The 26,406-nt window shown below is 62.9% G+C and carries 26 protein-coding genes; 9 read left to right on the forward strand and 17 right to left on the reverse strand.

The genetic code is table 11. The features are described from left to right. Positions 1-5: 5 nt before the first annotated feature. Positions 6-623 (reverse strand): PAQR family membrane homeostasis protein TrhA, encoded by a 618-nt coding sequence (gene trhA / locus AC1RMX_RS00945; protein ID WP_039757573.1) that lies wholly within the window; start codon positions 621-623, stop codon positions 6-8. Between the two features lie 141 nt (positions 624-764). Here trhA and AC1RMX_RS00950 point away from each other — a divergent pair, with 141 nt between their 5' ends. Then, positions 765-1,685, forward strand: a complete 921-nt coding sequence (locus AC1RMX_RS00950; RefSeq protein ID WP_096817646.1) for a LysR family transcriptional regulator — start codon at positions 765-767, stop codon at positions 1,683-1,685. 37 nt (positions 1,686-1,722) lie between these two features. Here the strand turns inward: AC1RMX_RS00950 and madM are convergent, their stop codons facing one another. The 15 genes from madM to pilG all read right to left on the reverse strand — a co-directional run bounded on the left by madM (position 1,723) and on the right by pilG (position 18,922). Beyond that, positions 1,723-2,487 (reverse strand): malonate transporter subunit MadM, encoded by a 765-nt coding sequence (gene madM, locus AC1RMX_RS00955; protein ID WP_493070105.1) that lies wholly within the window; start codon positions 2,485-2,487, stop codon positions 1,723-1,725. Position 2,488: 1 nt separating this feature from the next. Beyond that, positions 2,489-2,905: a malonate transporter subunit MadL gene (gene madL / locus AC1RMX_RS00960; RefSeq protein WP_085709094.1), complete on the reverse strand. Its 417-nt coding sequence runs from the start codon at positions 2,903-2,905 to the stop codon at positions 2,489-2,491. Positions 2,906-2,971: 66 nt separating this feature from the next. Next, positions 2,972-3,892 carry a malonate decarboxylase subunit epsilon gene (gene mdcH / locus AC1RMX_RS00965; RefSeq protein ID WP_493070107.1) on the reverse strand — a complete coding sequence of 307 codons (921 nt, stop codon included), beginning with the start codon at positions 3,890-3,892 and terminating at the stop codon, positions 2,972-2,974. After that, positions 3,889-4,509: a malonate decarboxylase holo-ACP synthase gene (locus AC1RMX_RS00970; RefSeq protein WP_096817640.1), complete on the reverse strand. Its 621-nt coding sequence runs from the start codon at positions 4,507-4,509 to the stop codon at positions 3,889-3,891. The genes mdcH and AC1RMX_RS00970 overlap by 4 nt, the downstream gene beginning before the upstream one ends. Next, the gene (mdcE, locus tag AC1RMX_RS00975; protein ID WP_493070109.1) at positions 4,503-5,288 is read right to left on the reverse strand and encodes a biotin-independent malonate decarboxylase subunit gamma; all 786 of its coding nucleotides are present in this window, start codon (positions 5,286-5,288) and stop codon (positions 4,503-4,505) included. Before mdcE ends, AC1RMX_RS00970 begins: the two co-directional genes overlap by 7 nt. Further along, entirely contained in the window at positions 5,285-6,136 is an 852-nt protein-coding gene (locus AC1RMX_RS00980) for a biotin-independent malonate decarboxylase subunit beta (RefSeq protein ID WP_192559202.1), read from the reverse strand. The genes mdcE and AC1RMX_RS00980 overlap by 4 nt, the downstream gene beginning before the upstream one ends. Continuing rightward, positions 6,129-6,428, reverse strand: coding sequence for a malonate decarboxylase subunit delta (locus AC1RMX_RS00985; RefSeq protein WP_003229075.1), 300 nt, complete (start codon positions 6,426-6,428; stop codon positions 6,129-6,131). The genes AC1RMX_RS00980 and AC1RMX_RS00985 overlap by 8 nt, the downstream gene beginning before the upstream one ends. After that, positions 6,428-7,300, reverse strand: a complete 873-nt coding sequence (locus AC1RMX_RS00990) for a triphosphoribosyl-dephospho-CoA synthase (RefSeq protein WP_493070112.1) — start codon at positions 7,298-7,300, stop codon at positions 6,428-6,430. Before AC1RMX_RS00990 ends, AC1RMX_RS00985 begins: the two co-directional genes overlap by 1 nt. Beyond that, positions 7,300-8,970, reverse strand: coding sequence for a malonate decarboxylase subunit alpha (mdcA, locus tag AC1RMX_RS00995; RefSeq protein WP_096817634.1), 1,671 nt, complete (start codon positions 8,968-8,970; stop codon positions 7,300-7,302). The genes AC1RMX_RS00990 and mdcA overlap by 1 nt, the downstream gene beginning before the upstream one ends. A gap of 99 nt (positions 8,971-9,069) precedes the next feature. Beyond that, entirely contained in the window at positions 9,070-9,537 is a 468-nt protein-coding gene (locus AC1RMX_RS01000) for a chemotaxis protein CheW (protein ID WP_096817632.1), read from the reverse strand. Next, on the reverse strand, positions 9,530-15,445 hold the full coding sequence (locus AC1RMX_RS01005; protein WP_493070114.1) for an Hpt domain-containing protein: 5,916 nt from the start codon (positions 15,443-15,445) through the stop codon (positions 9,530-9,532). Before AC1RMX_RS01005 ends, AC1RMX_RS01000 begins: the two co-directional genes overlap by 8 nt. Positions 15,446-15,467: 22 nt before the next feature. Then, positions 15,468-17,528 carry a methyl-accepting chemotaxis protein gene (locus tag AC1RMX_RS01010; protein WP_096817628.1) on the reverse strand — a complete coding sequence of 687 codons (2,061 nt, stop codon included), beginning with the start codon at positions 17,526-17,528 and terminating at the stop codon, positions 15,468-15,470. A gap of 13 nt (positions 17,529-17,541) precedes the next feature. Further along, positions 17,542-18,081 carry a chemotaxis protein CheW gene (locus tag AC1RMX_RS01015; RefSeq protein ID WP_085731577.1) on the reverse strand — a complete coding sequence of 180 codons (540 nt, stop codon included), beginning with the start codon at positions 18,079-18,081 and terminating at the stop codon, positions 17,542-17,544. Between the two features lie 10 nt (positions 18,082-18,091). Then, positions 18,092-18,457, reverse strand: coding sequence for a twitching motility response regulator PilH (gene pilH / locus AC1RMX_RS01020; RefSeq protein ID WP_007953328.1), 366 nt, complete (start codon positions 18,455-18,457; stop codon positions 18,092-18,094). Between the two features lie 60 nt (positions 18,458-18,517). Then, positions 18,518-18,922 carry a twitching motility response regulator PilG gene (gene pilG, locus AC1RMX_RS01025; RefSeq protein ID WP_096817626.1) on the reverse strand — a complete coding sequence of 135 codons (405 nt, stop codon included), beginning with the start codon at positions 18,920-18,922 and terminating at the stop codon, positions 18,518-18,520. Between the two features lie 225 nt (positions 18,923-19,147). On the opposite strand from pilG, the gene gshB reads away from it, so the two are divergent. The 7 genes from gshB to AC1RMX_RS01060 all read left to right on the forward strand — a co-directional run bounded on the left by gshB (position 19,148) and on the right by AC1RMX_RS01060 (position 25,059). Continuing rightward, positions 19,148-20,098, forward strand: coding sequence for a glutathione synthase (gene gshB, locus AC1RMX_RS01030; RefSeq protein ID WP_096817624.1), 951 nt, complete (start codon positions 19,148-19,150; stop codon positions 20,096-20,098). A gap of 107 nt (positions 20,099-20,205) precedes the next feature. Next, positions 20,206-21,105, forward strand: a complete 900-nt coding sequence (locus AC1RMX_RS01035; RefSeq protein WP_273539168.1) for an energy transducer TonB — start codon at positions 20,206-20,208, stop codon at positions 21,103-21,105. A gap of 59 nt (positions 21,106-21,164) precedes the next feature. Then, positions 21,165-21,737 carry a YqgE/AlgH family protein gene (locus AC1RMX_RS01040; protein WP_096817620.1) on the forward strand — a complete coding sequence of 191 codons (573 nt, stop codon included), beginning with the start codon at positions 21,165-21,167 and terminating at the stop codon, positions 21,735-21,737. Beyond that, a complete protein-coding gene (ruvX, locus tag AC1RMX_RS01045) occupies positions 21,737-22,174 on the forward strand; it encodes a Holliday junction resolvase RuvX (protein WP_096817618.1) in 438 nt (145 codons plus the stop codon). Before AC1RMX_RS01040 ends, ruvX begins: the two co-directional genes overlap by 1 nt. 81 nt (positions 22,175-22,255) lie before the next feature. Then, a complete protein-coding gene (gene pyrR / locus AC1RMX_RS01050) occupies positions 22,256-22,759 on the forward strand; it encodes a bifunctional pyr operon transcriptional regulator/uracil phosphoribosyltransferase PyrR (protein WP_096817616.1) in 504 nt (167 codons plus the stop codon). A gap of 27 nt (positions 22,760-22,786) precedes the next feature. Next, entirely contained in the window at positions 22,787-23,791 is a 1,005-nt protein-coding gene (locus AC1RMX_RS01055) for an aspartate carbamoyltransferase catalytic subunit (RefSeq protein ID WP_095164512.1), read from the forward strand. Beyond that, positions 23,788-25,059 carry a dihydroorotase gene (locus AC1RMX_RS01060; protein WP_493070117.1) on the forward strand — a complete coding sequence of 424 codons (1,272 nt, stop codon included), beginning with the start codon at positions 23,788-23,790 and terminating at the stop codon, positions 25,057-25,059. Before AC1RMX_RS01055 ends, AC1RMX_RS01060 begins: the two co-directional genes overlap by 4 nt. A 35-nt stretch (positions 25,060-25,094) precedes the next feature. On the opposite strand, the gene AC1RMX_RS01065 is transcribed toward AC1RMX_RS01060, so the two are convergent. Further along, on the reverse strand, positions 25,095-25,529 hold the full coding sequence (locus tag AC1RMX_RS01065) for an NINE protein (protein ID WP_493070119.1): 435 nt from the start codon (positions 25,527-25,529) through the stop codon (positions 25,095-25,097). A 248-nt stretch (positions 25,530-25,777) separates the two neighbouring features. Between AC1RMX_RS01065 and AC1RMX_RS01070 the strand changes: the two genes are divergently transcribed. Beyond that, positions 25,778-26,401 carry a C40 family peptidase gene (locus AC1RMX_RS01070; protein ID WP_096817610.1) on the forward strand — a complete coding sequence of 208 codons (624 nt, stop codon included), beginning with the start codon at positions 25,778-25,780 and terminating at the stop codon, positions 26,399-26,401. Positions 26,402-26,406 lie beyond the last annotated feature (5 nt).

Below are 26,406 nucleotides of genomic sequence, written 5' to 3' on the forward strand. Positions count from 1 at the left end.
AGCGATTACAGAACGTAAAACAGAATCGCCACAAAATGCAGCAGGCTCCCGGCGATCACAAACAGATGCCAGATCCCGTGGGCATGCCGCAACCGGTGATCAAGGGCAAAGAAGATGATCCCGACGGTGTACAACACGCCGCCCGACGCCAGCCAGGCAAACCCCGCCGTCCCCAGCGCCGCGATCAGCGGCTTGACCGCCACCAGCACGATCCAGCCCATCACCGCGTAGATCACGATCGACAGGATCCGCGCCTCCGAGCGCGGCTTGATCTCTTGCAGGATGCCGATCAGCGCCAGTCCCCAGACAATCCCGAACAGCGTCCAGCCCCACGGCCCGCGCAGGGTCACCAGGCAGAACGGCGTGTAACTGCCGGCGATCAGCAGGTAGATCGAAAAGTGATCGACCTTCTTCATGATCGCTTTCTTGCGCCCGCGCACGCTGTGGTACACGGTGGATGCGCTGTAGAGCACCAGCAAAGTGAAAGCGTAAATCGCCACGCTGACGATCTTCCACGGGCTGCCGTCGAGGCTGGCAATCACCAGCATCCAGACGCCCCCGATAAACGCCGCTATCGCCCCGACCAGATGCGTCCAGGCGTTCAGTTTTTCTCCGTGATACATGTGTCGCACACCTCGATTTCATTACCGCAGCGCGCAAGGCTCGGGCCTTGAGCGTAAAAGCGCAATGTTTCCGTTCAACGCGGGCCTGCGCCTGTCCTGATATTTGGGCACAATCGACCGATACCAAGAAGAGTCCGCGCCATGCTGATCGACGAAGAATTGACCCTGAAGAAACTCGAGGTGTTCCTCGCCTTCATGCGCACCGGCAACCTCGCCCGCGCCGCCGCCGAGTTGCAGACCAGCAACGTCAGCGTGCACCGCGCGATCCATTCGCTGGAAAGCGCCCTGCGCTGCCCGTTGTTCAAGCACGAAGGACGCAACCTGACGCCGCTGGAGAGCGCCTATGTACTCGAAGAGCGGGCGCAGAAGCTGATTCAGGACGTGGTCGAAAGCGTGCGCCTGACCCGCGAAGCCGCCGGGTTCTCGGCTGAACGCTTCAAGCTCGGCTCGCTGTATTCGCTGACGGTGAAGACCGTGCCGCAGCTGATCATGGGCCTGAAGATCCGCCGCAGCGAACTCAACATCGACCTGATCCTCGGCTCGAACATCGACCTGCTCTACAAGCTGAAAAACATGGAAGTCGATGCGATCCTGGTGTCGCTGGACGACAGCGTCAACGACCCGGACTGCGAGCAGATTCCACTGTTTTCCGACGACATCTTTCTCGCCACGCCGGCCGATTCCCGCTTCGCCCAACGCAGCGAAGTGGATCTGGCGGAGGTGCGCGACGAAACCTTTATCACCCTCACCCAAGGCTTTGCCACCCATCAGGACGGTATTCGGGTGTTCCGCCAGGCGGGGTTCGAGCCGAAGGTGGCGATGCAGGTCAATGACATCTTCACCCTGCTGAGCATGGTCAGCTCCGGGGTCGGTTATGCATTGCTGCCGGGGAGGATTGCGGCGGTGTACGAGAACCGGGTGAAGCTGATTCCGTTGCAGGAAAAGTATCGGTTGCAACAGCACATTGGCGTGGTGTTCCTGAAGGCCAAGGAGCGGGATCCGAATCTGCTGGCGTTGCTGGCGGAGTGTCGGATGTATGCCAATCGCCAGACCACCCAATGATTGCTCCCACGCTCTGCGTGGGAGCAATCTTCAGAACCTAGCCAACAATTCCACGCACGATGAAGAACAACAGCGATGGCCCAAGCAGGCACCCAAGCCCGGTGTGAAACGTAGCCGTCAACGCCCCATAAGGCACCAGCCGCCGATCCGTCGCCGCCAACCCGGCCGTCACGCCACTCACGGTCCCGGCCAACCCGCCGAACACCATCGCCGAACGCGGGTTATCCAGGCCCATCCAGCGCGCCGCCACCGGCGTGCCGACCATCACCAGAATCGCCTTGATCAACCCGGTGGCAATCGACAACGCCATCACATCCGAGGTCGCGCCAATCGCTGCGCCGGTCACAGGCCCGACGATATAAGTCACCGCACCCGCGCCGATGGTGGTCATGCTTACCGCATCGCGGTAACCGAACGCCCAGGCCATGCACGCGCCGACTATGAACGGCAGGATCGTGCCCAGCAGCAGCGCGATCACACCAATCAACCCGGCCTTCTTCGCCTCAGTCGCCTGCACCTCGAAAGCCGTGGCAACGATGGCGAAATCCCGCAGCATCGCGCCGCCCATCAAGCCAATGCCGGAGAACAGCGAAAGATCCGCCAGTCCTTTCTGCCCACCGGTCATGGTGCCGCCAACCCAGGCCAGCACCAGGCCGATGACGATGGCAATCGCCGAGCCGTGAATCCGCCCGAACGTCAGGCGTTTGGAGAGAATCACCGAGATCCACATGATCACGCCGACGAAGGCGAACGCGGTGACCAGACCGTTGTGCTCCAGACCTTTTTCAATGAGATCCCACATATCAGCGACCTCCTACGGGCGTGCCGACCGGGGAGACTTCCGCCGGCTCGTCGGGCAACGGTTCGCCCTTGTGGGTACGGCTGATCAGCGCAATCGTGCAGCCACAGACCACCACCGAACCGATTGCCGCCAGCACCGCCACCGGGCCGCCGTGCAGGGCGGTGACGACGTTCTGTTGCGCGGCCATCGCCACCACCACAGGAATGTACATGGCGCCCCAGAAGCCGACGCCCATCTCGCAATCCTTGGTCATGCCGCCGCGTTTCTGCATCCACAACCGCGCGCAGATCAACAGGATCATGGCGATGCCGACCCCGCCGACGTTGGATTTGACCCCCAGCAGCACGCCAAGCAGGTCACCCATGATCACCCCTGCCAGCGTACAGATCGCCAGCAGCGCCACACCGTAAATAATCATTGTTGTAGTCCTCAAAGTGCATCGTCGAATGTTGTTTTTGTTGTTCGAAGCCTGAGTCGCGGCGGTCTAGAGTCGGCGGCCCTCCTCCTCTCGCAACAGCGCCTGCAAGGTGTCGAGCCGGGCACTGTCGAAGGCAGTGACAGTCCCCTGTTCGAACACCCGGCGCGCCAGCCCGGTCAGCACCGCACCGGGCGGCAGTTGGATCTGTAAACGTACGCCGCGCTCGTAAGCGCTTTGCACGGTGCCGCGCCAGTCCACCACGCGGCACATGTTGAAGGCGAGGTCGTCGCGCAGCGCTTCTACCTTGGTCACAGGCCTTGCGCGACTGCCGCTCAGGTAAGCGATTTTCGGTGTTTTCAGTTCAACCCTGGCGAACGCCTCGGCGAGGGTTTGCGCAGGCTCATCCAGCAACGGGCAGTGCGACGGCACGCTGACCGCCAGACGTTTTGCCAGCCCGGCACCACGACTGCGCGCCAACTCGGCGACCACTTGCATCGCCTTGTCACTGCCGGCAATCACCACCTGGTTATCGGCGTTGATGTTGGCCAGGTACACCGGTGTTTCTGCGCTGTGCACCTGCGAGAGCAACATTTCGACTGTGGACAATTGCAGACCGATGATCGCGGTCATGCCGAAGCCCTGTGGATAAGCCTGCTGCATCAACTCACCCCGCAGGCTGACCAGATGCAACGCATCGCTGAAGCTCAACGCTCCGGCAACCACGGCTGCCGGGTAGGCACCGATGGACAGGCCGGCCACGTAATCTGCGGTGAGTCCGTCCTGTAATAGCTGCCGCGAGGCTGCGACTCCGGCGATCAGCAGACAGAGCTGAACCGCCCGGGTGCTGCGCAACGCTTCGCTGGAATCCAGCCGCAAGACATCTTCACCGAGCCCATCACTGGCCTCGATCAGTGTTTCCCGAGGCAAACGCTGGAGCATGCCGGGCTGCTGCGCGCCCTGACCGGGAAACACCAGCAGACTGCTCACGCTGCCTGCTCCTGCGGGTTCCATGGGTCGCTGACCAGACAGGCTTCATGGGCATTTTTCAGCAGCACCCGCGCAGCATTCCCGGCCCACTCGCGCAGCGCGACGGCACCGAATGGTGTCTGCAATTGCAGGTCGACCCGGCAGGCTGCCTGATCGAAAAGCGCCACCAGTTTGCGCGCCTGATTACGGGTCATCAGTTGCGGCGCTCGCAGGATCAAGTCGAGATCGCTGGCCTCGTGCATTGCCGCAAAGCCGCTCGCAAGCTCAAACCCGGCACTGCCACTGACGCCCCAGATCCAACCGCAATCATCAAGCACCGGCCGCAGTTGCCGGAGCGCTTGCATGACCGGTAGATCACGCTCGCTCTCGACATGACAAAGGGCTTCCGGGCTGACCCGACAAGCAATCGCATCGATGGCCATGAACGCCGCCAACCGCTGCTCGCGCAACACACCGCGTACACCCACCGCCACGAATCCCTCAGCACTCAACGCCCGCCGCACCACCACCGGTTGCCCGGCAGCCAGCGAATCAATCGCCCACTGCGGCGCATCCGCCGGCAACTGCGCCGGCGTCATGCCCCACAGCAGGTCGTGGGCGAGAACGCTGTTCACCACTGCGCCCTCAGCAATTCACGTACGCGGCTGGAGGCTTCGCGATTTTTCGCGCCGAGACGATTGCTCAAGTCAGTCGCGGCAACATCGCCGATGGCTTGCTTCAGGCATTCGCCGACCCGCGCCAGATCCTCCGCCGTCGGCTGTTCGATCTGCTGCACCGACAGGGTTTCCCAGAGCAAGCCGAGGCTGGCGTAGCTGTCGATGTCATAGGCCATCGGCGGCACGCTGGAGGCCAGAGCTTCCAGTTCTTCGACGCTGCGCAAGGTCACCCGCGCCGCCGAAGCCTTGCCCATCGCATGCACCATCACCCCCGGATCACGCAGGGCGATCAAGCGATTGGCCTGATAACCGTGAGCCAGAAATGCCCCCGACATGGCCTTGCCTACCAACAATGCAATCACCGGATGCCCGGCCAGACGAGCGCGGGCGTAAGCGTCCGCCGCACCGGCCAGAGCCTGATGAATGCCGAGAGCTTCTTCGCGACGACCGTAGGCCTGGCTCGGCACATCGACGATGGCGATCAAGGGACGCTTTTGCGCTTTGTCGCGGTCAGCGGTGATCGCGTCATCCACTGCTTTGGCAAGGCCCCAACCTTCGAGCAACCCGACTTCACCGTTGCGAGCGCGAGGGAAACGGTTTTCCGGATCGGCGACCACCGCGATAAAGCGCCCAAGTGGGCCGTCGGCGACCTTCAACGATGGCGGCAAACCTTCAACCACATTCGCGCCAGCGCTCAAGGCGTTGAACCAGTTCAAACCGCGCACGGAATAGCCACTCATGAGCGCTCTCCTTGATACAGATCGCGAACCACCGAAGGCTCGATTTGCTTGTCAGTGTCCAGGCTCGCCAGACGTTGCAGGAACCATTCGGCCTGCTGGCTGCGCGGTTGCGCCGGCAGGCCTTGTTGCAGCAACTCGCCGACCTGCTGGCGGATCTGCGCCACGTCATCGGCGACGTAGCGATCCACCAGGCCACTGGCGAAACGTTGCTCGCCACCGGTCAGGCTCCAGATGAAGGGCCGGTCGCGGGAGTCGTATTCCTCGATCCCGGCTTCCTGCTCGATCACCTGCGGACCGTTCAGGCCGAGGCGTGCTTCCTGGGTCACCAGCAAATAGCTGCACAGCGCGGCGGCAATCGACATCCCGCCAAAGCAACCGACGCTGCCGGCCACCACGCCGACCACGGGTTGGTACTGCTGCAGATCGACAATCGCCGCGTGGATATCGGCAATCGCGGCCAGGCCGAGGTTGGCTTCCTGCAAGCGCACGCCACCGGTCTCCAGCAGCAGAATGGCGCGGGTCGGGATCCCTTTGCGGTTGTCCTCGGCAGCCAGTTCCAGTGCGCCGGCGATTTTGGCGCCGCCGACTTCACCGAGGCTGCCGCCCTGAAACGCGCCTTCAATCGCCGCGATCACCACCGGCAAACCGTCGAGGCTGCCCTTGGCGATCACCACACCGTCATCGGCCTGCGGTACCACGCCCTGACGTTCCAGCCATGGCGACATGACGCGTTGAAACGGGTCGAGCAGTTCGCGGAAAGTACCGGCGTCGAGCAAGGCTTTCGCCCGCTGCCGGGCGCCGAGTTCGACGAATGAATGCTTATGCAGAAGCGCTGAGGTATCAGTCATGGCCGATCTCCTCGAAGCCTTGTTCCAGACGCAGGCGCACCACGCCCGGGGTCGCGCCGAAATCGTGGATATCGATGGCCATCGCCGGCGGTGTGGTGCCGTCGAACATCCGCGCAAACAGATGCTGCCAGCGCTGCTGCGCGCCGTTGACCGAGGTCTGCACGTTGATCGTCAACTTGCCGGCCAGTCCCGGTTCGATCAGCACTTCCAGATCGCCGGAACCGACACATCCGACCAGCGCCCGACCACGTGGAGGCTGCCCGGCGGGGAATTCAAAAGATAAGGTTTCCATCAAAACGCTCCCTGAAGGATGCCGTCGCACTCGATCCGGTCGAGCAACAACGTGGCGGCGAACAAGTCGGCGGCGCCACCGGGCGAGGCATTCAATGCGATGAGTTGTTGATCCAGTTCGTGCAGGCGGCGGCGACCGGTGAGGCTGGCGCTGCCACCGGCGTCGAGCACTGCCTGGGCTCCGTGCTGCATGGCCTGCAGGCCCGGTTCACCGGCGCGATACAGCACGCAGGTGTCGGCGAGGTCGGTCATGATCGCGAGCAAGGCATCAAGCCGGGCGTTCTGTTCGCCATGGCCGGCGACGCGGCTGCGTTTGAGCTGCGGCAAGCCGCGCTGCACTACGGACGGGAAGCCGAGCTGCGCTTCTTCCCGGGCACCGCGAGCGCCGTAGCGTTGGGCGACTTGGGCGCCGTGGCTCAGCGGGCGCGGCGCATAACGGTCATCGAGCAACGCCAGACGTGCGGCGCGCAGGGTGACGGCGCTGGCGCTGGTGGATTTGGTATCCAGCGCAGCGGCCGTGACCAGCAGGCCCAACGCCCAGATCGCCCCGCGATGGGTGTTCACGCCGTGGGTGGTGGCGAGCATCGCTTGCTCCCCTTCCCGTCCGATACGGCCGATGGCTTCACGCAGCGGCAAGCCGATCTCGCCGAACTCAAGCGAGGCCTCGGCCATTTCCTTGAACGCCGGCCACAGCGCCAGCGCCGAAGCGTGCATCAATCCCAGGTGCAGATCGGTATGCGCACCATTGCCGCGACGGTCGACCAGCGCCGGTTTCGGCGACAGATCGGCTTCGTCGATCAGCGCGTCCACTGCCAGGTCCGCCAGCCGTTCCGCGAGGGTGATGGTTTTGGGTTGCAGGTTGAGTGCGTGCATTACCAGCTCCTGAACTTGGCGGGCGGGTTGTAGAGGCCGCCGGACCACTCGACCAGATCGGCCACGCTCTTCGCCGCGAGCAATTCGCGGGTGGCGTCGGTGCGGCGGATGCCAAGGTCTTCGGGCAAGGCGATCAGGCCTTCGCGGCGCATGCGTTCGGTGTCTTTCGGGTTGTGCCGCAGGCCGATGGCGGTAACGCCGGCCACCGCAGCGATCATCGCCTGACGCTCTTCCAGCGAGCGCGCCTTGTACAGGTAGGCGATGCCCTCTTCGGTGAGCAAGTGAGTGACGTCGTCGCCGTAGATCATGATCGGCGCCAGCGGCATGCCGCTTTTCTTCGCCACCTCCACCGCATCGAGGGTTTCGACGAAGGTCGGTTTGCCGCCCTCCTGGAAGGTCTCGACCATTTGCACCACGAGTTTCTTGCCGCGCTCGAGCATCGGTTGCTGCGAATCGTCATGACGCATGTCGAGCCAGGCTGGAGTGCCGTGACGGCGACCGCGTGGGTCGTGCCCCATGTTCGGTGCGCCGCCGAAACCGGCGAGGCGACCACGGGTCACGGTGGAGGAATGGCCATCGCCATCGACTTGCAGGGTTGCGCCGATGAACAGGTCCACCGCGTATTGCCCGGCCAGTTGGCAGAACATTCGGTTGGAACGCAGCGAACCGTCACGCCCGGTGAAGAACACGTCCGGCCGCGCGGCGATGTAGTTTTCCATCCCCAGTTCGGTGCCGAAACAATGCACGCTTTCGACCCAGCCGCTTTCGATGGCCGGGATCAGCGTCGGGTGCGGGTTGAGCGTCCAGTTGCGGCAGATCTTGCCCTTGAGGCCGAGGGATTCGCCGTAGGTCGGCAGGATCAGTTCGATGGCCGCGGTGTTGAAACCGATGCCGTGGTTCAGCGACTGCACATTGTGTTTTTCGTAGATCCCGCGGATCGCCATCATCGCCATCAGTACATGCACAGGTTTGATGTGCCGAGGGTCGCGGGTGAACAGCGGCTCGATGTAGAACGGCTTGTCCGCCACCACCACGAAATCCACCCACGACGCAGGAATGTCAACGCGAGGCAGTTCGCTGACGTCGTCCACCAGTTGATTGACCTGGACGATGACGATGCCGTCACTGAACGCGGCCGGTTCGATCAGCGCCGGGGTGTCTTCGGTGCTCGGGCCGGTGTAGATGTTGCCGGCACGGTCGGCCATAAACCCGGCCGAGAGCACGACGTTGGGGATCAGGTCCACCACCAGCCGGGCGTAGAGTTCGATGTAGGTGTGAATCGCACCGATTTCCAGCAAGCCGTCTTCGAGCAACTGGCTGATGCGCAGGCTCTGGGTACCGGCAAAGGAGAAATCGAGTTTGCGGGCGATGCCGCGTTCGAACAGGTCGAGGTGCTCGGAGCGGCCAACGCTGGGCATGATCATGTGCAGGTCGTGCAGCTTCTCGGGATCGGCCTTGGCCAGCGCACGGGAAAGAAAATCCGCCTGCTTCTGGTTGTTGCCCTCCAGCACCACACGGTCGCCGGGCAGGATCAGCGCCTCAAGCGCCGCGACGATCCTGTCGGTGGGCAACACCACACCGTCGGCCAGCCCGCGCACCTTGTCGAGGCGACGCTGCTTCTCGTCGCGCCGCCGCGTCCAGCGCGAGTCGGGGGAAATTGTTGTTGTCATGCTCACTCCACGGGGTTCGCTGTCGTGGAGCTACCTTAGGAGTGTGTTCGAGGGGCATCAATCAAGCGCGGCGCGTGATCGTTACGCCTGGAGTAACGATTACGCCAAGCCGGCATCTACCAACAGCTTCTCCAGCGCCAACAGATCCGGCACCTTCGCCACCTGCTCCCCAACCTGCACCGCCGCCTGCTCCAGAGCACACAGCGGCACGTCGACATAGCTCAACTGGCTGTCGAGCTTGTAGGAGCGCGGAATCCCCTGCACCAGCAAGGCAATGAAGCGCAGCGTCGGCAATCCGCCCAGGGCGTTGAGGATGACAATCCGTGCCCGTTCGCCGATGACGATCTTGTTGCCGCACGCCGACTCGAAACTCAGCAGCGGAATCTGCCGTTCGCGCCAGGTCACCCGGCCCAGATACCACGGCGGTGTATCGAGGTCGAAGGCGCTGGACTGGTAGTCGATCAGCTCGGCCACAGCGACGTTGGGCAGGATCAGGTTGCGATCGGCCAGCGGCAGCAGCAGCCCGGTGAGCTGGCTGCTGCGCTGGTTATGACGCCGCTCATGCATGTTTTTTGCTCCACAGGGCAATGCTTTCGAGCAGCACCGATTCCTGGTACGGCTTGCCGAGGTAGTCGTTGACGCCGATGGCCATGGCGCGGTCGCGGTGTTTCTGCCCGGTGCGCGAAGTGATCATGATGATCGGCAGGTGTTGCAGGCGCTCATCGTGGCGCACCTGGGTCGCCACTTCGAAGCCGTCCATGCGCGGCATTTCGATGTCGAGCAGCATCAGGTCCGGCATGTGCTCTTCCAGCAGCAACATTGCGTCGACCCCGTCCTTGGCGGTCAGCACGTTCATGCCGTGGCGTTCGAGCAGACGGCTGGTGACCTTGCGCACGGTGACCGAGTCGTCGACCACCATCACCAGCAGCGGCTTCTGCGGCTCGCTTTCAATCTCGTGACCGGTCGGACGCTGCGGCAACCGCGCCTGCATCGCGCGGATCGGCGCCAGCAGATCGAGGATCAGCACCACCCGGCCATCGCCGAGAATCGTCGCCCCGGACACGCCCTGCACCGCCGCGAATTGCGGGCCGAGGCTCTTGACCACGATCTCGCGGGTGCCGGCCATGGCGTCGACCTGCACCGCGATGTGCCGCTCGTTGCATTGCACCAGCAGCACTGGCAGCGGCAGGCTCTGGCCGAGCAGTTTCGGCCGTGGCGCGGTTTTCAGCAGCTCGCCCAGGTAGCACAGTTCATAACGCTGGCCGCCGTACTCGTAGCGCGGCGGATCGTGGCGGAAGTGCCCATCCAGTTCATTCGGCAACACGCGAACGATGCCGTCGATGGTGTTCAGCGGAATCGCATATTGATCCTCACCGCACTGCACCATCAGCGCACGGTTGACCGACACGGTGAACGGCAGGCGAATGCGAAAGTGCACGCCCTGCCCCGGCACCGAGTCGATGCTCATGGTGCCGCCCAGTTGCCGTACTTCTTCGTGCACCACGTCCATGCCCACGCCGCGCCCGGAAATCTGGGTGATTTTTTCGGCGGTGGAGAAGCCCGGCTGAAGGATGAACTGCAACACTTCGCGGTCGCTGATTTCCGCGTTCGGCGCCAGCAAGCCACGCTTGATCGCCTTGCGTCGCACCGCGTCCAGCGGCACGCCGGCGCCGTCATCGCGGATGTCGAAAACGATGTCGCCGCCCTCACGGGACAGGTCGAGGCTGATCTGTCCTTGGGCCGGTTTACCCGCTGCCAGTCGCACGTCGGCCGGCTCCAGACCATGGTCGACGGCGTTGCGCAACATGTGCTCCAGCGGTGCGGCCATGCGTTCGAGGACGTTGCGATCCATCTCGCCTTCGGCGTTGCCGACGGTGAACGCCACGTCCTTGTTCAGCTCTTCGGCGACCTGACGGACGATGCGTTTGAGTCGCGGCAACATGCGCTCGAACGGCACCATGCGCGTGCGCATCAGGCCTTCCTGCAATTCGGTGTTGATCCGGCCTTGCTGTTGCAGCAGGTTCTCGGCGTCGTGGGTGCGCCGGTCGAGGGTTTCCTTGAGGTCGAGCAGGTCGGAGGCGGATTCGAACAGCGCCCGGGACAACTGCTGCAACTGCGAATGGCGATCCATTTCCAGCGGGTCGAATTCTTCGTAGCCCAGACGTTCGGCATCCACTTGCTGACGGCTGAGAATCCGCCCCTGGGTTTCGGTGTCGAGCCGGCGCAACTGATCGCGCATGCGCTCGATGGTGGTTTCCATCTCGTTCAGGGCTGTCTGTGCATCGCTGACCTGCTGCTCGATACGCCCACGGAAAATCGAGGTTTCGCCCGCGAGGTTAACCAGGTCATCGAGCAGTTCGGCGGAGACCTTGACCATGTCCGCGCCGGCCTCGGGGACGGGCGCGGTGGCTTCGGTTTTAACCGGCGCCGGCAACAACAGCGGTGGCGTTGGTGCGGCCACCGGGTGGCTGAAATTCTGGATCGCGCTGATCAGTCGATCCGCTGGCGGGCACGGCTGGCCGGCGCGCACCGCGTCGAGCATCTGTGCCAACCGGTCATGGCCGCGCTGCAACAGGGCAAACAGTTCGGCGCTGCCCTGCAGGGTGCCGGAGGACAGGCTTTCGTAAAGGTATTCCAGCTCATGGGCGAGGTCGCCGATGGGGCCGATTTCCACCATCCGCGCGCCGCCCTTGAGGGTGTGCAGATCGCGCAGCAGGGTTTCCACTTCCTGGCGATTGCCGGGCTCGGCCTGCCAGCGCAGCAGCGCGGCGCCGGAGTTTTCGATGATGTCGAAACCTTCTTCGAGGAAGATTTCCAGCAATTCCGGATCGTGCCCCGGGCCGTCATGGCTGGCGACGGCGGGCGGTGTCTCGGGACTGCCGGCCTGCCCCTGACGGAACTGGCGAATCGCGTCGATCAGCTCCTGCGCCGGTTTCAACGGCTGATGGTCATGCAGTTGATCGAGGTACAACGCCAGGCGGTCATGGCTTTGCAGCAACAGCCGGCCCAAGGCATCGCTATGGTTGTAGCGGCGATCCACCAGGCCTTCGTAAAGGCTCTCCAGTTCCTGGGCAAGATCACCGACGGCCTCGACCTCGGCCATTCGCGCACCGCCCTTGAGAGTGTGCAGATCCCGTTGCAGCGACGACAGCGGCGCGCCGTTTTCCGGGTCGTTCAACCAGCGCTGCAAGGCTTGCCCGGCGCTGTCGAGGATGTCCACCGCCTCTTCGAGGAAGATCTCGACGATCTCGTCATCCGGGGCGATCCCGGTGGTGCTTTTTTGCAGTTCGGCAGTGGCGCTGCCCAGCTCCGAAATGCTCAGGGTACGACTGCCGTCGCTGCGAATCAGGCCCATGGCCGACGGGTCGAGGCTTTCGTCGAGCAGTTCGTGCAGCGCTCGAATACGCTGCGGTTGCGGGGTGATTTCCTGGCCGGCGGCCAGTTCGTCGAGCATGTTGATCAGCGCTTCGTGAGCGTGTTGCGCCTCAAGGAAGAACCGCTCGCTGACCGCCAGGCTGCTTTCTTCCACCGCGCCATACAGGTCGAGCAAGGCTTCGCACAACACATCCACCGGCAGCAGATCCGCCAGGTGCGCGCCCTCGCCGAGGGTCGTCAGCTCATCCAGCAACGCGCTGAGTTCCTGGCGTTCGCCGGGGTGCTGCTGCCAGCGTTGCAAGAGGTTTTCGGCGTCGAGCAGGATGTCCATGCCCTGGGCCAGGAAGTTGTTGATCAGTTGCGGATCACGCTTGACCCGCAAGCTGCTGCTCGGCGCATTGAGGATCGATTCCAGCCGCTCACTCAGCAGGGTTTCGGTGCGTTTGATCAACGACTGGGCACCGACAATCGGCGCCAGCGGATCGTGCTTGAGCTGACGCAGACCGACGCGGAACAGGCCCTCGGCTTCCAGCAGCAATTCCACTTCGTCCAGATCCAGCGCCAGTTGGTGGGCCTTGAATTCCCGGGCCAGTTTGTCCAGCGGCGCCGCCAGTTCGGCGATCGGCAATACGCCGGCCATCGACGCGCTGCCCTTGAGGGTGTGCAGCGCTCGCTGCAATTCATCGCTGGCCTGCAACGGCACGTGTTCGGCGGCCTGATCGAGGAAGCGGTTGAGGCTGGCGAGGTGGGTTTCGGCTTCGTTGCGGAAAATCTCCAGCAACAATGGGTCGAGCGCCGCGACGTCTTCCACGTCTTCGGCCGGCAACGGCGTGTCGCCCTTGGCCAAGGCGTGGGCGCGAGCCGCCAGCTGATCGACATCCTGGCGCTGACGCTGGTGGTTGATGGCGAATTCGGCAATCAGGTCCGGCAGCAACAGCAACGTATCGGCGAGCAATTGTTGCACCGCCGGGCCCGGCTCGACGCTGTGCTCCAGCACGCGATTGAGCAGGTTTTCCACCGCCCAGGCCAGTTCGCCGAGAACCAGTGCACGGACCATTCGACCGCTGCCTTTCAAGGTGTGAAAGGCCCGGCGCAGTTCGCTCAGGGCTGTGCGATCCTGCGGATCGGCGGTCCAGCGCGGCAGGTATTCGCGCAGCACATCGAGCACTTCCTCGGTCTCTTCGAGGAACACCTCACGCAACTCGTCGTCCACCGGCTCTTCATCGGCCGGTGGCGGCAGCAGACTGCCGGGCGTGGTCAGCGCTGGCGGGTTGACCGCCGACACCGGGCTGGCCAGTACGTCGGCCAGCGACTGCACGATGTCCGGGTCATCGAGTTCCTGAAGGTCCTGCATCACCAGCGCTTCGCTGGGGCTGAGCACATCGTCGAGCAGCGGCACCCGTTGTTCGCTGGGCGGCTCGTCAGGAAAGTAGCCGAGGCTGGCCAGGCTTTTCTGCGCCACGTCCAGCAGTTGCTCGCTCGGCGCCTGCGGGTCATCGGTCAGGCGTTCGAGGTAATACTCAAGGCTGGTGATGACATCGGCGAGGTTATCCAGTTGCTGCCAGCCCGGCTCATGGGGATCGAGCAGCAGATGCTCGCGGATGAACCCGTTACAGGCTTCCAGCAGGCTCGCCGCACGGGTCAACGGAATCATCGCCAGTGCGCCGCGCACCTGGGTCAGCAGCGCTGGCAACGGTTGCAGTTGCTGGCGATCCCAGTCGGCGTCGATGTAGTCGACGATCATGTCCTTGGCCTGTTGCAGGCAGATACGCGCTTCCTTGATCACGATCTGATGGATCTGCGTCAGGTCGGTGGTCGGCAGGCGCGAGTCTTCCGGGCTCTCCGGTTCCACCGTGCCGACCATTCCGGCCAGCGTCGCTTCGACGTAAAGCAAGGCACCGGCGACGTCCATCAACGTGGCGTCGTTCGGTTCGCGCTGACCCTGAGCGAGGCTGAGCACCACCGCCAGTTGATCGATGATGACCTTGCGCGGCTGTCCGAAACCGAGCACCGCGAGGGTGTCGGCGATCTGCCGCAGCGGCGCCAGCAGGCTGTCCAGATCCGAGGTGTGCTGGCGGTCGCTGCGCACGAACAGGTCGAGGCGCTCCTTGACCCGCACCAGCTCTTCGCACAACGCCGCGAGCACCGAGCGCATGGCATCGCGGTCGGGGCCGGCCAGGCGCGCGCGTTCTTCGTCGACCATCGCGCTGTCGGGCAACGCGTCGTCCAGGGAGTAGCGATCTTTCATGGTCAGCATCTGCCCGGTGGGATGTTCGGCTTTGGCAATATAGAACAGCAGGCTTTTGAACAGCTCGGGCGGCGGTGGCTGGTTGAGGCCGGCCATGCCTTGCTCGAGCAGACGCTTGAGTTCCTTGTCGGCGTCCTTGAACAGGCTGCGCAGGGCCGGGCTGTTGGCGATCCGGCCTTCGCGCATGCCCTCGACCAGCGCCGAGGCGACCTGCCACAACGGGCTCAGCGGTGCCTCGCCGCTCAAGGCTTCGAGGCGGGTGAAGACTTTGCTCAGGTAACCGAGATGCGTCTGGTCGTCCTGCTCGCGGAGCAATCCCACCAGTGCCATCTGCAACATCTGCCGCAACTTGCGCAGCACATTGGGCAGATCCGCCGGTTCCAGCAGGGCCAACGCTTCAGGGCTCAGCGGCGGCAGCTCGGGCAATTGCGGGCTGAACAGGCTGGTCTCGGACAACAGGCTTTCGCCCCGGGCGCTGCGCAGATCATTGATCAGCGGCAGCACCACCAACGGCAAGTCACGACGGGCACCTTGCACGCGATCGAGGTAGATCGGCAATTGGCCGAAGGCCTGCAACAGCAGGTGCAAGGCTTCGTCGCGGTGGCTGACGCGATCGTTCTGCAGGGCTTCGACCAGATGTTCCATTTCTTCGGCGAGCAAGGCCGCGCCGTAGAACTCGACCATCTGCAGACTGCCGTGGACCTGGTGGATGCACGCCAGGCACTCGTCGAGGCCGGGCACCGACTGCGGATCGTCGAGCACGGCTTCGATGGCCTGATGCGCCTGTCTCAGCGTTTCGGCAATTTCGCCCTTGACCCATTCGAGGGCCACGTAGTCGTGCCGGTCACCCATAACCACTCCGCTCGACATGAACTCACGCCTTGTCCGTGGCGGGCGCTGCCGCCGCGGGCAAGGTGAACCCGGACACCGAACGCCGCAACTGGCTGGCCATTTTCGCCAGGTTGCCGATGCTTTCGGCGGTGGCCGTGGAGCCGGACGAGGTCTGCGAGGTGATCTGCTGGATCACGTTCATCGTCAGGGAAATCTGCCCGGCCGAAGACGTCTGCTGCTGCGCCGCGTTGGAAATGCTCTGGATCAGCGCCGCGAGGGTCTTGGACACGCCTTCGATTTCTTCCAGGGCCACACCGGCATCCTGCGCCAGCCGCGCGCCGCGCACCACTTCGGTGGTGGTCTGTTCCATGGAAATCACGGCTTCGTTGGTGTCGGTCTGGATCGCCCGTACCAGTGTCTCGATCTGCCGGGTCGCGGCGGACGAACGTTCGGCCAGCCGTTGTACTTCGTCGGCAACCACCGCAAAACCGCGCCCGGCGTCACCGGCCATCGAGGCCTGAATCGCGGCGTTGAGGGCGAGGATGTTGGTCTGGTCGGCAATGTCGTCGATCAGGCTGACGATGTCGCCGATTTCCTGGGACGACTCGCCCAGGCGCTTGATGCGTTTGGCGGTGTCCTGGATCTGTTCGCGAATGTTGTCCATGCCGTGGATGGTGTTGTGCACCACCTCGTTGCCCTTGTTGGCAATCTCCACCGAACGCTCGGCCACCGCCGAGGATTCGGCAGCGTTGGCCGACACCTGATCGATGGACTGGGCCATGTCGTTGATCGCGGTCGAGGCTTCGGAAATCTGCTGGGCCTGATGCTCCGAAGCCTGGGCCAGGTGCATGGCGGTGGCCTGGGTTTCCTGCACCGCAGCGGCGACCTGGCCGGCGGTGAGGTTGATGGTCGCCACCAGGTCGCGCAACTGGTCGACCGAATAGTTGATCGAGTCGGCGATGGTCCCGGTGAAGTCTTCGGTCACCGAAGCCGTCACCGTCAGGTCGCCATCGGCGAGGTCTTCGATTTCATCCAGCAGACGCATGATCGCGTTCTGGTTGCGTTCGTTCTTCTCTGCGGTTTCCTGCAACTGCCGGTTGGTTTCCCGGACCATGACCATGCCGATCAGGATGATCGACGCCAGCGCCAGCAGGCCCAGCACGTAACCGCCGATGGTGTCGGTGTTGCGCCCGCCGGCGAGGTTCTCGAAACCGGTGGCCAGGTGCGAGGCTTCGTCGAGCAGGGTCTGCGACAGGCTGAAAATGTTGGTGGCGGACTCGCGGACCTTGAACAGCTCCGGCGAGGTTTCGAGGATTTCATCCACTGAGCCCGAGACGAACTGGAACAGCTCGGAAATCTCGCTCAGACGAGCGCGGGCGTCGCGGTCTTCGACCTGGCTGATCTTCAGTGTCGGGTTGCCTTGCAGCATGCCGTTCAACACCTGACCAAAACGCGCGGCGTCACGACCGAAGGCATCGGCAGCCTGTTGCGAGTTTTCATCGCCGGAGAGCACGGTATTCACCGCGCCGAGAATCCGCTCGGCCAGCAGCGACTGACGCTGGGCCATCGCCACCTGCGCCGCCGGGGCGCCGCGTTGCAGGAGGATCTCGACGACTTTTTCGTATTCGATCTGCAACTGCGGCACGGTTTCGGCCAGGGTTGCGGCGACCTGATGCAGGGACAGTACGGTCTGTTCGCTGGACAGAATGGCGTCGGTGTTTTTCAGCAGGCGTTCCCAGTCCAGCTGCACAGCGCGCATTTCCGGGCGCACGGTGGACGGTGCCGGCGGCAGGCCGGTGGCCGGATCGCCCTTCTTCAGGTAACCCCAGCGCTGGGCGAAATCGTTGCGCGCATCGCTGAGCAGCTTGAACGCGGCCGACTTGCCGGCCGCCGCTTCGGTGGCGTTCTTGGCGATCCGCTGCGACAGCACCCGCAGCTCACCGGCGTGGCCGATGTACTGTTTGTCGTAGTTGGCCTGGGTGTTGAGGTAAGCGAAATTGGCGAACAGCAGCATGATGAACACGATCAGCGCGATGAACAGCACGATGATCTGCGAGCGGCTGCGCGAGCCTTCTGCGGGCTTGCTGGTTTTTGCTTTGATCATCGGTCCTCGCCTGTTAAACCGCGACGTGCATGAAACTCGGTGACTGCGCCAGCGCAAACAGGCTGAACACTCGCCAGTTCTGCTCGCGTCGGAAATACCCTTTGACGAACTCGCCCTTGGAGCCTTGCCGTTTACGGATCGAGACGGGTTCGAAGCTGTCTTGCTCGAAGTGCTGCAAGCCGAAAACCTCATCGACCAGCACACCGGCAAAAACGTCCTGATGCTCCACTACCAATACCCGCCGCTGCTTGCGCATGGGTGACAGCTCATGGCCGAAGAATCCGCACAGGTCCATGATCGGCAACAACCGCCCGCGCAGATTGGCCACGCCCTTGACCCACGGCTTTACCCCCGGCAATTGGGTGAAACGCGGTTCAGGCAGCACTTCGCTGACTTCGCCCATCGGCGCGACGTACCAGTGCTCGCCGAGGCGAAAGCCGATGCCGCTCCAGCGATCCTGGCGCGCCGGCTGCGACGGCAGGTCCGCCGCCAGCAGGCGACAGCGCTGGTCGATCTGCCACAACAGTTCGAACGCGGTCAGCGACTCGCTCATGGCGGCGCGATCAACCGGCCAGCACGTTGTTCAGGGTCTTGATCAGCGTGTCTTCGTCGACCGGTTTGGTCAGGTAATCCTTGGCGCCCTGGCGAGTGCCCCAGACCTTGTCGGTTTCCTGATCCTTGGTGGTGATGATGATGACCGGGATGTGGCTGGTTTCAGCGTCCTTGGTCAGTTGGCGGGTCGCCTGGAAACCGTTGAGGCCGGGCATGACGATGTCCATCAGCACCGCGTCGGGTTTTTCCTGACGGGCCAGGGCCACGCCGTCGGCGCCGTTTTCGGCTTTCAACACTTCGTGGCCGTGCTTTTCCAGCATGCCGGTCAGTTTGTACATTTCGGTCGGCGAATCATCGACGATCAGAATACGTGCCATGGTCTTCCCCATTTTTCTTGTCGACACCGGGCCCGCTGGCCGAGCGTCACTGTGCGTGTCTTACTGCGGCAAATCAGCGGTAAAGCCCGGAACATGGGCCGCAATCGCGTCGAGCAGCTCTTCCTTGCTGAAAGGCTTGGTCAAAAATTGATCGGAACCGACAATCCGCCCCTTGGCCTTGTCGAACAGCCCGTCGCGGGACGACAGCATGATCACCGGCGTTGCCTTGAAAGCACTGTTGTTCTTGATTAAAGCGCAGGTCTGATAACCATCCAGACGCGGCATCATGATGTCGACAAAAATGATCCCGGGGTGGTTGTCGGCGATCTTCGCCAGGGCGTCGAAACCGTCGATCGCCGTGATGACTTCGCAGCCTGCATTTTTCAACAGGGTCTCGGCGGTGCGACGAATCGTTTTCGAGTCGTCGATCACCATGACCTTCAAGGCGCTGGACTGCTGTTCCATAAGGGGGCTCTACCGTCGCCTTTGCGAATCAATTTGTCCGTTTTGCGATGCGTAATGGCCGGAAACCCTTGATGCTTAAGGGCCAGCACGATATGGCAGCCTTTTTAGCACAGTCTCCAGAAGCAATCTATCGACGGGTTTTTCCTTGACCGAAAACCCGCCCGGAGCCACTCTGGCGGCACTTTTTTCATACCGATCCGGTAGCCAATTTTCGAGGAAAACCCAATGAGCGTTCGCGTCGGGATAGTCATGGACCCAATCGCCAGCATTTCCTATAAAAAGGATAGCTCGCTGGCCATGCTGCTGGCGGCGCAGAAGCGCGGCTGGGAACTGTTCTATATGGAACAGCAGGACCTTTATCAGGGCGAAGGTCAGGCACGGGCGCGGATGAAGCCGCTGAAAGTCTTCGCCAACCCGGAAAAATGGTTCGAACTGGGCGCCGAGCAGGATCTGCCGCTGAGCGACCTGAACGTGATCCTGATGCGCAAGGATCCGCCGTTCGACATGGAGTTCGTCTACTCCACCTACCTGCTCGAACAGGCCGAAGCCGCCGGCGTACTGGTGGTCAACAAGCCGCAGAGCCTGCGCGACTGCAATGAAAAACTGTTCGCCACGCTGTTCCCGCAGTGCACGCCGCCAACCGTGGTCAGCCGCCGCGCCGACGTGCTGCGTGAATTCGCCGCCAAGCATGGCGACGTGATCCTCAAACCGCTGGACGGCATGGGCGGCACGTCGATCTTCCGTCACCGCGTCGGCGATCCGAACCTGTCAGTGATCCTCGAAACCCTGACCGCCCTCGGCACCCAACAGATCATGGGCCAGGCGTACCTGCCGGCGATCAAGGATGGCGACAAACGCATCCTGATGATCGACGGCGAGCCGGTGGATTACTGCCTGGCGCGGATTCCGGCCCAGGGCGAAACCCGTGGCAACCTCGCGGCCGGCGGTCGTGGCGAAGCCCGTCCGTTGACCGACAAGGATCGCTGGATCGCCGCTCAGGTCGGCCCGACCTTGCGCGCGAAGGGCCTGCTGTTCGTCGGCCTGGACGTGATCGGTGAGCACCTGACCGAAATCAACGTCACCAGCCCGACCTGCATCCGCGAGATCGACAATGCCTTCGGCACCGACATCGGCGGTCTGCTGATGGATGCCATCGAGAAAAAGCTGCAAGCTTGATGTGTGTCACATGCAGCCTGTCGCTTGATGCTTGAAGCCCAAGGCGAGAAACCAACATTGCGTTATCATGCGCGGCCTGTGAAAAACGCGATGTTGGTTTTCTTGTCATGACACTTCCGTCCGATCTGCCCGCTGAACTCGCCCATAAAGGCGTGCGCCCGGTCGATCGCCTCGGATTTACCCTGTTTCTCGCGGCGCTGATCCATTTGGCGCTGCTGCTCGGCGTGGGTTTCACCATGGTCGAGCCCAAGCAGATCAGCAAAACCCTGGAAATCACCCTCGCCACCTTCAAGAGCGAAACCAAGCCCAAGAAGGCTGATTTCCTCGCCCAGGAAAACCAGGAAGGCAGCGGCACCCTCGACAAGAAGGCGATCCCCAAGACCACCGAGGTCGCGCCGTTCCAGGACAATCAGGTCAAGAAGGTCACCCCGCCGCCGGCCGCCAAGCCGGAAGTGCAGGAAGCCGCGCCCAAGGCGGCCGTGACCACTGTCGCGCCGAAACCGAAAAAGGCACCGACCAAAAAAGAAGAAGCCAAGACCGAGACCAAACCGACGGTCGACGCCCCGACTTTCGACAGCTCGCAGCTCTCCAGCGACATCGCCAGCCTGGAAGCCGAACTGGCCAACGAACAACAGCTGTACGCCAAGCGCCCGCGCATCCACCGCCTGAGCGCGGCCTCGACCATGCGCGACAAGGGCGCCTGGTACAAGGACGAATGGCGCAAGAAGGTCGAGCGCATCGGCAACCTCAATTACCCCGACGAAGCTCGTCGCCAACAGATCTACGGCAATCTGCGCCTGATGGTGTCGATCAACCGCGACGGCTCGCTGTATGAAGTGCTGGTGCTGGAATCCTCCGGCCAGCCGCTGCTGGATCAGGCGGCGCAGCGCATCGTGCGTCTGGCGGCACCGTTTGCACCGTTTACCGGGGATCTGTCGGACATCGACCGACTGGAAATCATCCGCACCTGGAAATTCGCCCGGGGCGACCGGTTGTCCAGCAACTGAGCCGATCTTTTGACCGCTCCAGCTTGTCAGTTCGCCCCCCGAACGCCACACTACCGCACATGAAAAACGTCAGCCCCAGCTACCTCAAGCATCACTTCCTGATCGCCATGCCACACATGGCCGACCCGAACTTTGCCCACACCTTGACCTACATCGTCGAGCACACGGCCAATGGGGCCATGGGGCTGGTGGTCAACCGACCGCAAGAGCTGAATCTGGCCGACATCCTCGAGCAACTGCGCCCGGACATCGATCCGCCAGCGCTGTGCCAGCATGTGCCGATCTTCATCGGCGGCCCGGTGCAGACCGATCGCGGTTTCGTGCTGCACCCGGCGGGCAAGACCTTCCAGGCGACCGTCGAACTGGAAGGCGAGCTGGCACTGTCCACTTCCCAAGACGTGCTGTTTGCCATCGCTGACGGCGTGGGCCCGGCGAAAAGCCTGATCGCCCTCGGCTACGCCGGCTGGGAAGCCGGGCAACTGGAGGCTGAAATGGCCGACAACGCCTGGCTGACCTGCCCGTACGACGCCGACATCCTGTTCAACACCAGCAGCGAGCTGCGTCTGGAAGCGGCGGCCAAGCATTTGGGGATCAACCTCAATCTGCTGACCAGCCAGGCAGGGCACGCCTGATGGCCCTGCGCCTGATCCTCGGCTTCGACTACGGCACCAAACAGATCGGCGTGGCGGTCGGCCAGGTGATTACCGGCCAGGCCCGCGAGCTGTGCACCTTGAAGGCACAGAACGGTGTGCCGGACTGGAATCAGGTCGAAGCCCTGATAAAGGAATGGAAACCCGACGCCGTGGTGGTCGGCCTGCCGCTGAACATGGACGGCACGCCCAGCGAGATGTGCCTGCGCGCCGAGAAATTCGCCCGTCGCCTCAACGGCCGCTACAACCTGCCCTTCTATACCCACGACGAGCGCCTGACGACCTTCGAAGCCAAAGGCGAACGACTGGTGCGCGGCGGGCAGAAAGGCAGTTACCGCGACAACCCGGTGGACGCCATCGCCGCCGCCTTGCTGCTGCAAGGCTGGCTCGACGAAAACACCGCACTATTTGAATCCTGACAAGCGCTACGGCGCTTTTCTTTTGGTTACAACCCGAGCCTCGGTTCGCGAGAACCGGCTCGACCCCAAGAAGGAGCAACCATGAGCCTGCCCAATCCCGCCGATCTGATCAGCCAGATGGCGACCCGCCTCAAGGCGCACCTTGCCCAGCGTGATATCAGCGAACCGCGTTACATCGGCATCCGCACCGGTGGCGTCTGGGTCGCCCAGGCCCTGCTCGAAGAGCTGGGCAGCGATGCGCCATTGGGCACGCTGGATGTTTCCTTCTACCGCGACGACTTCAGCCAGAACGGCCTGCACCCGCAAGTGCGCCCGTCCGCCCTGCCCTTCGAAATCGAAGGCCAGCATCTGGTACTGATCGACGACGTACTGATGAGCGGCCGCACCATCCGCGCCGCCATGAACGAACTGTTCGACTACGGCCGCCCGGCCAGCGTGACGCTGGTCTGCCTGCTGGACCTGGACGCCGGCGAACTGCCGATCCGCCCGAACGTGGTCGGCGCGACGCTGTCGCTCGCCCCCCACGAACGAGTGAAGCTGTCCGGCCCGGAGCTGGCCCTCGAACTGCAAGACCTCGCCCTTTAATCCGCCCTATTGAGAGTCCCCTTCGCGATGACGCCTCTAGATACCAAGCGCCCGCTGCAGCTCAATGATCAGGGCCAGCTGCGCCACTTCCTCTCGCTCGACGGCCTGCGCCGCGAGTTGCTGACGGAAATCCTCGACACCGCCGACTCGTTCCTCGAAGTCGGCGCACGGGCCGTGAAGAAGGTCCCGTTGCTGCGCGGCAAGACCGTGTGCAACGTGTTCTTCGAAAACTCCACCCGCACGCGCACCACCTTCGAACTGGCGGCCCAGCGGCTGTCGGCGGACGTGATCACCCTGAACGTGTCGACTTCGTCGGCCAGCAAGGGCGAAACCCTGCTCGACACCCTGCGCAACCTCGAAGCCATGGCCGCCGACATGTTCGTCGTACGCCACGGTGATTCGGGCGCTGCGCACTTCATCGCCGAACATGTGTGCCCGCAAGTGGCAATCATCAACGGCGGCGACGGCCGTCACGCCCACCCGACCCAGGGCATGCTCGACATGCTGACCATCCGTCGGCACAAGGGCAGCTTCGAAAACCTCTCGGTGGCCATCGTCGGCGACATCCTGCACTCGCGGGTGGCGCGCTCGAACATGCTCGCCCTGAAGACCCTCGGTTGCCCGGACATCCGTGTGATCGCACCGAAAACCCTGCTGCCGATCGGCATCGAGCAATACGGCGTGAAGGTCTACACCGACATGACCGAAGGCCTGAAAGACGTCGACGTGGTGATCATGCTGCGCCTGCAGCGTGAGCGCATGACCGGCGGCCTGCTGCCGAGCGAAGGCGAGTTCTACCGCCTGTTCGGCCTGACCACCGCGCGCCTGGCCGGCGCCAAGCCCGATTGCATCGTCATGCACCCGGGGCCGATCAACCGCGGCGTGGAGATCGAGTCGGCGGTGGCCGACGGCCCGCACTCGGTGATCCTCAATCAAGTCACCTACGGCATCGCGATCCGTATGGCCGTGTTGTCGATGGCCATGAGCGGACAAACAGCCCAGCGCCAATTCGAGCAGGAGAACGCCCAGTGAAGCTCAGCATTCTCGGCGCCCGCGTCATCGATCCAAGCAGCGGCCTGGATCAAGTCACCGATATTCACGTTGAAGCCTGCAAGATCGTCGCCCTCGGCGCCGCACCGGCCGGTTTCACTGCCCTCGAAACCATCGATGCCCAAGGCCTGGTGGCCGCTCCAGGTCTCGTAGACCTGAACGTCGCCCTGCGCGAGCCGGGCTACAGCCGCAAAGGCACCATCGCCAGCGAAACCCGCGCTGCGGCGGCCGGCGGCGTGACCAGCCTGTGCTGCCCGCCGAAAACCAAGCCGGTGCTCGACACCTCCGCCGTGGCCGAGCTGATCCTCGACCGCGCCCGCGAGGCCGGCAACACCAAGGTGTTCCCGATCGGCGCCCTGAGCAAAGGCCTGGATGGCGAGCAACTGGCCGAGCTGGTGGCCCTGCGCGACGCCGGTTGCGTGGCCTTCGGCAACGGCCTGGAAAGCTTCCGCAACACCCGCACCCTGTGCCGGGCGCTGGATTACGCGGCGACCTTCGACCTGACCGTGATTTTCAATTCGCAGGATCACGACCTGGCCGACGGCGGCCTGGCCCACGAAGGCGCCACCGCCAGTTTCCTCGGTCTGCCGGGCATCCCGGAAACCGCTGAAACCGTGGCCCTGGCCCGTGACCTGCTGCTGGTCGAGCAGACCGGCGTGCGCGCGCATTTCAGCCAGCTAACCAGCGCTCGCGGCGTTGCGCTGATCGCTCAGGCACAAGCCCGTGGTTTGAAAGTCACGGCGGATGTCGCGCTGTATCAGTTGATCCTGACGGACGAAGCGCTGATCGACTTCAGCAGCCTGTATCACGTGCAACCGCCGCTGCGCACCCGCGCCGACCGCGACGGTCTGCGTGAAGCGGTGAAGTCCGGGGTGATTTCGGCGATTTCCAGCCATCACCAACCCCACGAGCGTGATGCGAAACTGGCACCGTTCGGCGCGACCGAACCGGGCATCAGCAGCGTCGAGCTGCTGCTGCCGCTGGCGATGACGCTGGTCGAGGACGGTCTGCTGGACCTGCCGACCCTGCTCTCACGCCTGAGCGCCGGCCCGGCCGAGGCCTTGCGCCTGCCGGCGGGCAAACTGGCGGTGGGTGGCGCGGCGGATATCGTGCTGTTCGATCCGAAGGCCTCGACCGTTGCCGGCGAAACCTGGCTGTCGAAGGGCGAGAACTGCCCGTTCCTCGGTCATAGCCTGCCGAGTGTGGTGCGTTACACCTTGGTGGATGGCCGGATCAGCCACCAGGCATAAAAAAATGGCGAGGGAGTTTGCTCCCTCGCCATCACTTACTGGAAGGCGCCGCGATTCTGCGCGTTACGCACCGACACCTGATCGTTCAGCGTCCAGAAGTCATACAGCACGCCAATAAAGAACAATCCGCCGGTCAACAGGTACAGCAAGCCTGTGATCCACTTGCCCTGGTACATCCGGTGCACACCGAACACCCCGAGGAACGTCAGCAGGATCCACGCCACGTTGTATTCGATCGGCCCCGCAGCAAATCGCAGATCCGCTTCCCGATCCATCGCCGGGATCAGGAACACGTCGATCAGCCAGCCGATCCCCAGTAGCCCGAAGGTGAAAAACCAGATCGTTCCGGTCACCGGCTTGCCGTAATAGAAGCGGTGAGAACCGGTAAAACCGAAGATCCACAGCAGGTAACCGATCACTTTGCTATGGGTGTCTTTTTCCTTCACACGGGGTAGCTGATAGCTGTTCATGAAGACCTCGATTCACACGATAGATAAATATTCTTTAATTCTTTGTGACTTTTTTACAGGTAGCCGACGTACGGCAAATGCTACCGTGTGTTCCGTCAAAGCCTTATAGCACCTGACTTCTGTCCGACAATTGCGTCTATTTGCCGCTTGTTTGGTTCCGTTGCCCGCCTTTTGAATCGACCAACGGCCTCGGAAGGGACAAAAAAGCTGTTATAAAGTTGCGCGCTAACACATAAGAGCCCTGCCTAATGCGTCCATTTTTCAAGACATGGCTAACCATTTGCCTATTAATGCCACTGGCCGCCCACGCCACCAATCGTGAGCAACGTCTTCCCAACGTCAACGGCTTCACCCCTAAATCCCATGCCTCTGCTCCTTCGAACAAAGGCAAGCAAACGAAACACACCACGCTTGCCAGCAAGAGTCACGGCAAGCTGGTCCCACCGATGGCGAACAAGGAAAGCAGCAACGTCCTCAGTCGCGCGGTGAACGTCCTCGGTACACCTTACCGTTGGGGCGGCAGCAGCCCAAGTAAAGGCTTCGATTGCAGCGGCCTGGTGAAATACGCGTTCAACGACGCGACTTTCGACCTGCCCCGCACCTCGAATGCCATGGCCAGCGGCCACGGCGAGAAAGTCGAGCGCAAGGATCTCAAGCCGGGCGACCTGATTTTCTTCAACATCAAGAGCCGTCGGGTCAATCACGTTGCCATCTACCTGGGCAACGACCGCTTCATCCACGCGCCGCGTCGTGGTAAAGCGGTGAGCATCGATACGCTGAACAAGCCGTATTGGGAACAGCATTACGTGGTAGCCAAGCGCGTGCTGCCGAAAGAACCAGGTGGCAAGCAGATGCGTGTGGTTCAGCGCTGATCTGT

Source organism: Pseudomonas sp. GW822-FHT03F04 (genome assembly GCF_058801405.1).

Coding starts and splice junctions, on each gene's coding strand:
- AC1RMX_RS00980 (WP_192559202.1), bottom strand. CDS start 6,136: ATGACTGATACCTCAGCGCTTCTGCATAAGCATTCATTCGTCGAACTC.
- madM (WP_493070105.1), bottom strand. CDS start 2,487: ATGTGGGATCTCATTGAAAAAGGTCTGGAGCACAACGGTCTGGTCACC.
- AC1RMX_RS01010 (WP_096817628.1), bottom strand. CDS start 17,528: ATGATCAAAGCAAAAACCAGCAAGCCCGCAGAAGGCTCGCGCAGCCGC.
- pilH (WP_007953328.1), bottom strand. CDS start 18,457: ATGGCACGTATTCTGATCGTCGATGATTCGCCGACCGAAATGTACAAA.
- AC1RMX_RS01000 (WP_096817632.1), bottom strand. CDS start 9,537: ATGCATGAGCGGCGTCATAACCAGCGCAGCAGCCAGCTCACCGGGCTG.
- AC1RMX_RS01070 (WP_096817610.1), top strand. CDS start 25,778: ATGCGTCCATTTTTCAAGACATGGCTAACCATTTGCCTATTAATGCCA.
- pilG (WP_096817626.1), bottom strand. CDS start 18,922: ATGGAACAGCAGTCCAGCGCCTTGAAGGTCATGGTGATCGACGACTCG.
- AC1RMX_RS00990 (WP_493070112.1), bottom strand. CDS start 7,300: ATGCACGCACTCAACCTGCAACCCAAAACCATCACCCTCGCGGAACGG.
- trhA (WP_039757573.1), bottom strand. CDS start 623: ATGTATCACGGAGAAAAACTGAACGCCTGGACGCATCTGGTCGGGGCG.
- AC1RMX_RS01005 (WP_493070114.1), bottom strand. CDS start 15,445: ATGGGTGACCGGCACGACTACGTGGCCCTCGAATGGGTCAAGGGCGAA.
- gshB (WP_096817624.1), top strand. CDS start 19,148: ATGAGCGTTCGCGTCGGGATAGTCATGGACCCAATCGCCAGCATTTCC.
- madL (WP_085709094.1), bottom strand. CDS start 2,905: ATGATTATTTACGGTGTGGCGCTGCTGGCGATCTGTACGCTGGCAGGG.
- AC1RMX_RS01065 (WP_493070119.1), bottom strand. CDS start 25,529: ATGAACAGCTATCAGCTACCCCGTGTGAAGGAAAAAGACACCCATAGC.
- AC1RMX_RS01015 (WP_085731577.1), bottom strand. CDS start 18,081: ATGAGCGAGTCGCTGACCGCGTTCGAACTGTTGTGGCAGATCGACCAG.
- mdcA (WP_096817634.1), bottom strand. CDS start 8,970: ATGACAACAACAATTTCCCCCGACTCGCGCTGGACGCGGCGGCGCGAC.
- AC1RMX_RS01040 (WP_096817620.1), top strand. CDS start 21,165: ATGAAAAACGTCAGCCCCAGCTACCTCAAGCATCACTTCCTGATCGCC.
- ruvX (WP_096817618.1), top strand. CDS start 21,737: ATGGCCCTGCGCCTGATCCTCGGCTTCGACTACGGCACCAAACAGATC.
- AC1RMX_RS01035 (WP_273539168.1), top strand. CDS start 20,206: ATGACACTTCCGTCCGATCTGCCCGCTGAACTCGCCCATAAAGGCGTG.
- mdcE (WP_493070109.1), bottom strand. CDS start 5,288: ATGAGTGGCTATTCCGTGCGCGGTTTGAACTGGTTCAACGCCTTGAGC.
- AC1RMX_RS00985 (WP_003229075.1), bottom strand. CDS start 6,428: ATGGAAACCTTATCTTTTGAATTCCCCGCCGGGCAGCCTCCACGTGGT.
- pyrR (WP_096817616.1), top strand. CDS start 22,256: ATGAGCCTGCCCAATCCCGCCGATCTGATCAGCCAGATGGCGACCCGC.
- AC1RMX_RS01055 (WP_095164512.1), top strand. CDS start 22,787: ATGACGCCTCTAGATACCAAGCGCCCGCTGCAGCTCAATGATCAGGGC.
- AC1RMX_RS00950 (WP_096817646.1), top strand. CDS start 765: ATGCTGATCGACGAAGAATTGACCCTGAAGAAACTCGAGGTGTTCCTC.